The organism is Myxococcus sp. CA039A (genome assembly GCF_013336645.1).
GTDB classification, from domain to species: Bacteria; Myxococcota; Myxococcia; order Myxococcales; family Myxococcaceae; genus Myxococcus; species Myxococcus llanfairpwllgwyngyllgogerychwyrndrobwllllantysiliogogogochensis.
This window is the reverse complement of the sequence record NZ_JABUMQ010000419.1, coordinates 1-8,322: the sequence shown is the minus strand read 5'-3', so window position 1 is coordinate 8,322 and position 8,322 is coordinate 1. Positions and strand designations below refer to the sequence as shown.

The following is an 8,322-nucleotide window of genomic DNA, read 5'->3' as shown; positions in this document are numbered from 1 at the left end:
CCCCCACGCCGGACGAAGAGCACCCCACGCCGGACTGAAGTTCAGCCCCCTCGCTCCCAGGTCACCTTCCAGTTTTGCTATTATTTCTGGTTGGACGGCTTTGGGAGCCGTCAGTGGGGGAGTCATGCGCAAAGTCTGTTTCGTGGGGTGGTGTCTCGGAGTGTCTCTCCTGCTCTCGGCATGCGGGAGCGTCGAACTGGAGCCGGCAGGTGCCCCGGTAGGCACCTCCGATGATGGCTTCGAGGAGTTCAAGTCGAGGACGTACCGGGAGCCCGACTCGAACGTCTATGTCGTGCCGCCGGACCTGGCGTTCGACGGCGACACGGCGCTGCGCGCGTACCACGACCGTTACGTGCGACGGGACGGACTGGGGACTCGCGAGGACGCGCTGGCCGTGGGGTGCCCCAATGGCGTCCTCGTCATGTGGGGCTCCGCGGCGGTGCGCGACTTGCGGTACTGCGTCAGCAGGTCTTTCGGCACGCGCCAGGCCGACGTCATCGCGGCGATGAGCAGCGCGGCGAAGGCGTGGGAAGCCGTGGCGGGCGTGAACTTCATCCACGAGAGCTCGCTCGACGGGGCCTGCAGCGCCTCTCAGGAGGGCGTCGTCTTCGACATCCGTCCGGTCAACACGGGCGGCCAGTATCTGGCCCGCGCGTTCTTCCCGAATGCGGCCCGCTCCGCGCGGAGCCTGCTCATCGACAACACCGCGTTCGGGAACATCGCCCCGTTGACGCTGAGGGGCATCCTGCGGCACGAACTGGGGCATGTGCTGGGCTTCGTGCATGAGCCGGGCAGCGTGCTCTGTCCGCGGACCACGGGCACGTGCATGCTGACGGAGACCCCGGATCCCAACTCGGTGATGGTCAATTACTCGTGCGGTGTGACGGCGGGAGACCTGGTGTTGAGCGCCCAGGACGAGACGGCGGTGGGGTTCCTGTATCCGCTCTGACGTGCCGGGCCCTTCGCGCGGTCATCGTCCCGCGCGAGGGGCCTTCGTCGCGGGTGTCACGACATAGGCGCCCGTCTTCGCGACGACCGAGGTGCGAGGCACCTGGCGGCTCTCCTCGAAGAGGGTGTACGCGGGCTGGAGGCTCTTCCAGAACGACACCCTCGAGGTGTCCGCGCCTGCCTGCTTCTCCAGCGCCGCCATCCCCGCCGCGTCGAGCCTGCGTGGGAAGATGTGGATGGGCGCGTCCCGCTTCGTCCGGGCGCGCGTGTCCAGCGCCATGAGGTAGAGCTCCTCGATGGGGCCATCCTCGATGGCGATGCACCCGATGCTCACGCAGTTGCCATGCACGAAGATGTTGCCGCCCAGCCGGACGCCCGGCTTCTGGTGGTGCTTGTCCGCCGTGTTGGGATAGCTGACCCGCACGGAGAGGTGGAAGTTGCTCACCGGGTTGAAGAGGTCGAGCGTGTAGAACCCTTCCGGGACCTGAAGGTCGCCCTCGCGACGCTTGGGCCCCAGCTCTCCCGATGCGGCGCAGAAGGGGTATGTCTTCACCTTCACCAGCGGACCCTCCTTGGGCCCCGCCCAGACCTCCAGCTCCTTCTCGTGCTTGAAGGCCCGGACATAGAGCTGGTCCGTGGGCCAGGGGGTCCCGGCGGTGGCGAAGAGGGCCGTGACGTCCTTCATCCGCGAGGCGCGAGCGGTGGCGACGCGGTCCCCTGCGTGGGCGCTCAGGGAGAGAAGGGCGCCAAGGAAGCCGGCGACGATTGCGAGGGAGGTCTTCATCGCGCGTTGGACTCCGCCGGGTCGCTCACGGTTCCACGGTATGTCGTTCCCTGCGAAGAGGCCGCCAGCGGTAGGCACACTCCGTGAGGTGGAGGACCGAGTCCAGGCGCGCTCCCGGGGCGAGAGGGCCCTCCTCGAAGTACTCGCAGTACAGCTCCACCGGGGTGCAGAAGCGGGCGTTCCATGGGGCGCGGTCGATGGTGAGCACGTAGACGAAGTCGCCCGAAACACCGAGCGCGTCGTAGCACTCGACCAGCGGCTCGTGCAGGTCCTCCAGCCCCGTCCACACGCTGCCCTGGGGCGGGTGTGTCTGGGGCCGGGTGTCGAACACGCCGACGAGGCGCCCTCCGGGAAAGGCCGCCTCCGGGTCCGCCGCGACGGTGAGCAGCTCACCCTCGCGAGCCATCACCATGTGCGCCTCGCCGAACTCGTGGAAGCGGAACTCGTCCAGCGCATTGCCCACGCGGCGCATCACCGGGTCATTCGTCTCGCTGCGCACGAAGTAGCCGCCGCGTCGCCACTCCCCGCGCGCGTTGCGATAGCGCACCGCCGCCCGATAGCTCACCTGGTAGAAGCACACGCCCAGCAGGGGAGACACGCCCTGGGGACGCATGTCGCGCAGGGACGACATCAGCACCTGCACCCACGCGGTGCCGCGATGGATTTCTGGAACGAGCGGCGCGGGCAACAGGCGCGCGAGTCGCTCCGCGTCCACCGCGTAGTTGAGTGAGACGGCCTCCACCCAGTGCGTCTGCACCTGGGTGAGCCAGGGCACGGACGGGCACTCCTCCATGCCGGGGGGACTGGGGCTCGGGTCCTGGCTGCTCGCGAGGAGCAGGTGGGCCTCGCGCAAGGCCTCGTGTCCCAACGGCGTGGGGACCCAGCGGCGTCGCTCCTCGCGAGCCAGGCCCGCCAGGGCAATCGCGCGCAGCGCCGACGCGGGGTCCGTCACTCCAGCCACCGCGAGGCGCGAGTGAAGCTCTGGCTCGTCCAGCCCCCAGGGCTCGGTTGCGAGGGCCACCAGTGCGGCGAGCGACTCCGGCTTCATACCAGCCGAGCCTCGGGCGTCCGGGCCGCGAGCCTGCGCAAGCGGGCGCGGTGGAGCGCGAGCCCTCCGCCGAACTGCACCGCGAACCAGAGGGCTGCCAGCAGGCTGAAGCCGTGCTCTGGCAAGCGCGTCATCACCAGGGAGACGACCGCGAAGAAGGCCGCCACCGTGAACCACACCCGGCCCATCAGCGCGCCCATCATCGAGAAGGCGGTGGCGAACAACACACAGGCCACCGCGGGCATGAACAGCCGGTCCAGGCCGAGCAGCCAGTTGATGAGGGCCACCAGCCCCATGCCGCCCATGAACGTGGTCCAGATGGCCCAGATCTGCCGCTCGACGAAGGAGCGCGCGCCCGCCGTCTGGCCGCGCTTGAGCAGGAAGATGCTGGAGATGTTGAAGGCCAGGATGGCGCTCCAGAGGACGACGTAGGCGCCGGGCGTCCGGTCTCCCCGATTCCAGAGCCACTGAGTGGCGGCGAAGCCCGCGGCGTTGGTGAAGGCATGGAGCATCCAGATGACGCCCCAGTTCTGGAGGGCCGAGTCGTCACGCGCCTGGGACACGACGCGGCGGATGAGCTCGAGGGCCTGGTTCGCTTCTTCGCGGTTCATCGTGGCGCGGAGTCTACGCGACCCCCGGCGAGGAAGGCGTCCCGTTCGCGGTCGGATTCCAGACCCGGTACGTCAGCCACGGCGTGGCGAAGCGGGGGAGCAGGCTTCAGTGCAGGGGATGTCTCCACCTGGTGCATGAAAACCGACCATGCAGGTGAGGTGAGTGCGCGGCATGTACGAGACACTGGAGGAGGGAAGCCCGACCGCGGGGGTGGGGAAGTGCCTGGCGCGTGAGGCGGGTATGTACCTTCGTGCAGGAATTCGGAGCGAAGGTTGATCCGCATGGGATGGGACCCTCATGCAATGGTGGCTGACTCCTGCTCGTGTTACCTGCCAGCCCGCCCATGAAGACATCTTCGTTTTCCTTCTTGATTGCCAGCGTCGTCGCCGTGTCTCTCTCGGTGAGTGCCTTTGCTTGTTCCGGCGAAGATTCGTCGACGGACCCTGAAGACGGCGTGGGAGTGGAGGATGGTGGCGGGCTCGTGCGCGATGCTGGCGGAGAGCCCGAGCGTGACGCTGGCGGAGAGCCCGAACGCGATGCCGGTGGAGAGCCCGAACGCGACGCTGGCGGGGAGCCCGAGCGTGATGCTGGCGGAGAGCCAGAGCGCGATGCTGGTGGAGAGCCCGAGCGCGATGCCGGTGGAGCGCCCGAACGCGACGCCGGTGGAGAGCCCGAACGCGACGCTGGCGGCGAACCCGAGCGCGACGCTGGCCCTGGGACCTCGGATGGAGGCGACTCCGGCGTGGACGGTGGCAGCGGTCCTGACCCCGTGGATGCGGGCCCAGCCGATGCTGGGACGGATGGCGGTGCTTCGGATGGCGGCCCGGACGCAGGCCAGGATGCGGGGCCCGTCGAGTTGCCGACGGATGGCGGCACGGTCGTCACGGGCACGTTGTCCGGGACGCTGACGGCGGCGGGCTCACCCTACCGGGTCATCGGCAATGCCCAGGGCGTCGTCACGATTCCGAAGGGACAGGTCCTCAAGGTGCAGCCCGGCGTCATCCTCGACTTCAAGGGGCGCCCGGAGGTGACGGAGGCCGATGTCGCTGCGGGTGCGCCGGACAGCGTGATGAACCACCAGAAGGGCCGCGTGGAAGTGCGTGTGTACGGCGGCATCCAGGTGAGTGGCACGGCGGACAAGCCCGTGCTGCTCACCTCGACGAACCCGTATGGCTGGTGGGGCATGAACTTCTATGGAGACAACTCCGTGGGAGACGGACACCCCGTCTTCGACCACATGGTCTTCGAGAAGGTGCGCAAGAACGAATACAACGGCGACCGAGACTGGACGCGTGGCGCGCTGTGGGCCTACTACCCGGGGCCGGTGACGATTCGGAACTCCGTGTTCCGCGACAACGTGTCCGCGGCGAAGTGCGGCGCGCTGGACCTGATGTTCACCGTGGGCTCTCGCGTGGAGAGCACGCTGTTCGAAGGCAACCGCACGTCGGACATCGACCGCTTCGCTCAGGCGGGCACGTCCTCCATGGCGGGTGGCGGGGCGATGTGCGTGACGCACGGACGTGACTCCGTGGTGCGCGGCAACACCTTCCGGAACAACGGCCTGGAGGCGTTCCGGGGCAGTGTGTGGAGCGGCCTGACGGTGAGGCCCGTGCTCGCCTGGCCCAACTCACAGAACATCTACGACCTGGGCGGCGGCGCGGCCCTGCACTACTTCCAGCCGAACAACGACCTCATCGTGGACAACCTCTTCGAGGACAACTTCGTGACGAAGGGGCCCGCGGCGGCCATCTACGTGGAGGATGTTGGCACTCGCGGTGTCACCCTGCGACACAACCGCTTCCTGGACAACCAGGCAGGGGCGGGGGGCGTGGTGGTGTGCAACCGAGGCAGCGGCGCGGTGGAGCTGGTGGTCGAGAGCGACAACGTCTTCAGTGGGAACACGGTGAATGGCAACCCCGCGCCGAATGTGACAGGCGACTGCACCGTCGCCGCCCAGTAGTCGGCGCGAGTCCTACCTTGTCGCCACCCGGGGGCTCGGGACCTCGAATAAAATGGCTCAGGCCGCGTCATGAGGCCTGTACACACAAGCGAGCTTCGCGCTCACGAGGACCCCCACCATGAACGCTTTTTCATCCGCCGTGCTCGCGGGACTTCTCTTCGCGGGAAGCGCGCAGGCCCAGTCCCGCTCCAACCAATGGGAGCGCGCGCAGGACCGTTACGAGGTGCATGAGGACCGCCGCGAGCTTCGCGACGACCGGAAGGACGTGGAGGAGCTGAAGTCCGTCCTGGCCCGCTTCGACAAGGCCTGGGCGCGTCGCGACACCCGTGAGATGGATGCCGTGGAAGGGCGCCTGCGCCAGCTTCTTCGCGCGGAGATGATGGAGAGCCGCACCGAGCTGTCGTCCTCGCAGCGGGAGGCCCAGCGCAGCCAGCGCGAGGTGCGCGCGGAGCAGTGGGAGGTCCGCGACGATGCCGCCTGGGGGCGCCGGGCCGCGTACGTCAACGACAAGCGGGACCTCCGCGATGACCGGCGGGATGCCCGGGATGACCGCCGCGATGTGAAGGCGGAGGCCGCCACGCTGCGCACTCGGCAGGTCATCGCCCGGGAGCTCGCGGAGCTGGAGGGCCGCCGGAATGGTGGCGCGTTGCACCGCAAGCGGGACCTCATCCAGGAGCTCATCCGGCTGGCGGAGCGCGAGGTCCGCGAGGGAAAGCAGGAGCTTCATGAGGACAATCGCGAGCGCCGTGAGGACCATCGCGAGCGCCGTGAGGACCGCCGCGACCACCGCCGCGGCTGAGTCGATACCGGGGGCGCCGCTCCGGTGATTCGCTCGCCGGGTGACACTTGCCGACGAGCGCCGCTGTCCGTGCTTCCGAATGCTCGCGGGCCGGCATTGACTGCCGCCCGTGGGAATCTGGTCGAAGAAGAGCCTCGCGAGGCTCCAGGACGAGGATGGCGCGGGGCATGAGCTGCACCGCACCCTCAATGGGTTCCAGCTGACGTTGCTGGGAATCGGGGCCATCATCGGCGCGGGCATCTTCGTCGTGACGGGGACGGCGGCGGCGCAGCACGCGGGGCCCGCCATCGTCCTGTCGTTCGTCCTGGCCGGGGTCGGCTGTCTCTTCGCGGGGCTGTGCTACGCGGAGTTCGCCTCGATGATTCCCGTCGCCGGCAGCGCATACACGTACGGCTACGCCACGCTGGGCGAACTGGTGGCGTGGATCATCGGCTGGGACCTGATGCTGGAGTATCTCTTCGCGTCCTCGGCCGTGGCGGTGGGGTGGTCCGGCTACCTGACGGCCTTCCTTCGCGACTACGTGGGGTGGCAGCTGCCGGCGGCCTTGGCGAATGCTCCGTTCGACACCGCGCCGGGCTCGCTCATCCCTCACGCCACCGGAGCGCTCATCAACCTTCCGGCGGTGCTGCTGGTGGGCGTGCTCACGGTGCTGCTCGTCGTCGGCATCCACGAGTCGGCGCGCGTCAACAACATCATCGTCTTCGTGAAGGTCGCCATCGTCCTGCTCGTCATCGTCTTCGGCGCCTTCCACGTCGAGCGGGAGCACTGGACGCCCTTCATCCCTCCCAACACCGGGCGCTTCGGAGAGTTTGGCTGGAGCGGGGTGCTGTCGGGAGCGGGCGTCATCTTCTTCGCGTACATCGGCTTCGACGCCGTCTCGACGGCCGCGCAGGAGACGAAGAACCCGTCGAAGGACCTGCCCACGGGAATCCTCGGCTCGCTCATCGTGTGCACGGTGCTCTACGTCCTGATGGCGGCGGTGATGACGGGCCTGGCGCCGTACCGCACGCTGAACGTGCCCGAGCCCGTGTACGTGGCCATCTCCGAGGGGGGCCCGGCCCTGCAATGGCTCCGCCCCATCGTCGGGGTGGGGGCCATCGCGGGACTGGCGTCCGTGGTGCTCGTCATGTTGATGGGGCAGCCGCGCATCTTCTTCGCCATGTCGCGCGACGGGTTGTTGCCACCGTTCTTCGGCCGCATCCATCCGCGCTTCCGCACGCCCTATGTGTCCACGCTCATCACCGGAGCCGTGTCCATGGTGGTGGCGGGGCTGTTTCCCATCGGGTTGCTCGGGCACCTCGTCTCCATCGGAACGCTGTTCGCGTTCGTGGTCGTCTGTGCCGGAATCCTGGTGTTGCGCTACACGCGGCCGGATCTGCCCAGGCCCTTTCGGACGCCCTTCGTGCCCGTGGTCCCCATCCTGGGCATCTTCGTCTGCACGGCCCTGATGCTGGGCCTTGGCACGGAGACCTGGATACGCCTCATCCTCTGGCTCGCGCTGGGGTTGGTCATCTACTTCGGCTACGGCCGCAAGCACTCCCGCGTGGGGCAAGCGGAGGCGGCGGGGCGGACGGACTCGCGCTGAGCCAGAGGGTCGTCCGCGGCCTCAGTCGTGGAGGGCTACGGGCTTGAAGTGGATGCGCTCCGCTTCCGGGTGGACGAAGAAGGGGCGCACGCGGATGCCGGTGTGCTCCTTCTGGAGCTGCTCGGCGGCGTGACGCAGATCCTGGACCTGCTGCTCCGCGATGAACTCCGGCCCCATCGTTCCGTGACGGGACTGGTAGTAGCCGCAGTTGGCGTGAGCGAGCAGGAGGACCTCCTCGATGTGGTGGCCGATGATGAGGAAGCGTGCCGCGCGGGTGATGGTGTCGCTCTCCAGATAGTCAGCCACCCAGCGGTTGAGGAGCGCGGGACCACCGGGGATGGTCAGCGTATCGATGCGCTCATGGCCCAGGTGGGTGGCGAGGTCCTCCACGGCATCCGTGAAGCGTCCATCCGAGCAATAGATGGCGAGCACCGTCGGATGGTGGTGCTCGTAGCGGTGGCGGGAGACGAACGGCTTCTCGTCGATCATGGCGGCACCCTAGCGGGTTTCACCTCCCAGGGTTCGAGCGGATGCGTGCCTGGCTGTTCCTCCCCGTCGTCCAGGGGGTGGACACAGGCCCGGGGGC

9 protein-coding genes are annotated in these 8,322 nt (G+C 68.2%); 5 read left to right on the top strand and 4 right to left on the bottom strand.

Translation table 11 applies throughout. The features are described from left to right. The first annotated feature begins 124 nt into the window (after positions 1–124). Positions 125–949, top strand: coding sequence for a matrixin family metalloprotease (locus tag HR086_RS42040; RefSeq protein ID WP_174468435.1), 825 nt, complete (start codon positions 125–127; stop codon positions 947–949). Positions 950–970: 21 nt separating this feature from the next. Here the strand turns inward: HR086_RS42040 and HR086_RS42035 are convergent, their stop codons facing one another. Genes HR086_RS42035 through HR086_RS42025 form a run of 3 tightly spaced genes read right to left on the bottom strand, consistent with a single transcriptional unit; the run spans position 971 to position 3,391 of the window. Then, positions 971–1,732 (bottom strand): murein L,D-transpeptidase family protein, encoded by a 762-nt coding sequence (locus HR086_RS42035; protein WP_174468434.1) that lies wholly within the window; start codon positions 1,730–1,732, stop codon positions 971–973. A 25-nt stretch (positions 1,733–1,757) separates the two neighbouring features. Continuing rightward, entirely contained in the window at positions 1,758–2,780 is a 1,023-nt protein-coding gene (locus HR086_RS42030) for a DUF2071 domain-containing protein (RefSeq protein WP_174468433.1), read from the bottom strand. Further along, complete coding sequence (locus HR086_RS42025; protein WP_174462620.1) at positions 2,777–3,391, bottom strand: hypothetical protein; 615 nt, start codon at positions 3,389–3,391, stop codon at positions 2,777–2,779. The genes HR086_RS42030 and HR086_RS42025 overlap by 4 nt, the downstream gene beginning before the upstream one ends. A gap of 468 nt (positions 3,392–3,859) precedes the next feature. On the opposite strand from HR086_RS42025, the gene HR086_RS49005 reads away from it, so the two are divergent. The 4 genes from HR086_RS49005 to HR086_RS42010 all read left to right on the top strand — a co-directional run bounded on the left by HR086_RS49005 (position 3,860) and on the right by HR086_RS42010 (position 7,736). Then, positions 3,860–4,300 (top strand): hypothetical protein, encoded by a 441-nt coding sequence (locus HR086_RS49005; protein ID WP_254626689.1) that lies wholly within the window; start codon positions 3,860–3,862, stop codon positions 4,298–4,300. Next, positions 4,249–5,352: a right-handed parallel beta-helix repeat-containing protein gene (locus tag HR086_RS42020; protein WP_254614543.1), complete on the top strand. Its 1,104-nt coding sequence runs from the start codon at positions 4,249–4,251 to the stop codon at positions 5,350–5,352. The genes HR086_RS49005 and HR086_RS42020 overlap by 52 nt, the downstream gene beginning before the upstream one ends. A 118-nt stretch (positions 5,353–5,470) precedes the next feature. Continuing rightward, entirely contained in the window at positions 5,471–6,151 is a 681-nt protein-coding gene (locus tag HR086_RS42015; RefSeq protein ID WP_174468432.1) for a hypothetical protein, read from the top strand. Between the two features lie 109 nt (positions 6,152–6,260). Then, entirely contained in the window at positions 6,261–7,736 is a 1,476-nt protein-coding gene (locus HR086_RS42010) for an amino acid permease (protein WP_174458950.1), read from the top strand. Positions 7,737–7,757: 21 nt separating this feature from the next. On the opposite strand, the gene HR086_RS42005 is transcribed toward HR086_RS42010, so the two are convergent. Continuing rightward, positions 7,758–8,225 carry a carbonic anhydrase gene (locus HR086_RS42005; RefSeq protein ID WP_141646931.1) on the bottom strand — a complete coding sequence of 156 codons (468 nt, stop codon included), beginning with the start codon at positions 8,223–8,225 and terminating at the stop codon, positions 7,758–7,760. Positions 8,226–8,322: the final 97 nt, after the last annotated feature.

What these genes read in the sequence shown, in the direction of transcription:
- HR086_RS42040 (WP_174468435.1), top strand. Translation starts at nt 125, where the DNA reads ATGCGCAAAGTCTGTTTCGTGGGGTGGTGTCTCGGAGTGTCTCTCCTG.
- HR086_RS42035 (WP_174468434.1), bottom strand. Translation starts at nt 1,732, where the DNA reads ATGAAGACCTCCCTCGCAATCGTCGCCGGCTTCCTTGGCGCCCTTCTC.
- HR086_RS42030 (WP_174468433.1), bottom strand. Translation starts at nt 2,780, where the DNA reads ATGAAGCCGGAGTCGCTCGCCGCACTGGTGGCCCTCGCAACCGAGCCC.
- HR086_RS42025 (WP_174462620.1), bottom strand. Translation starts at nt 3,391, where the DNA reads ATGAACCGCGAAGAAGCGAACCAGGCCCTCGAGCTCATCCGCCGCGTC.
- HR086_RS49005 (WP_254626689.1), top strand. Translation starts at nt 3,860, where the DNA reads ATGGTGGCGGGCTCGTGCGCGATGCTGGCGGAGAGCCCGAGCGTGACG.
- HR086_RS42015 (WP_174468432.1), top strand. Translation starts at nt 5,471, where the DNA reads ATGAACGCTTTTTCATCCGCCGTGCTCGCGGGACTTCTCTTCGCGGGA.
- HR086_RS42005 (WP_141646931.1), bottom strand. Translation starts at nt 8,225, where the DNA reads ATGATCGACGAGAAGCCGTTCGTCTCCCGCCACCGCTACGAGCACCAC.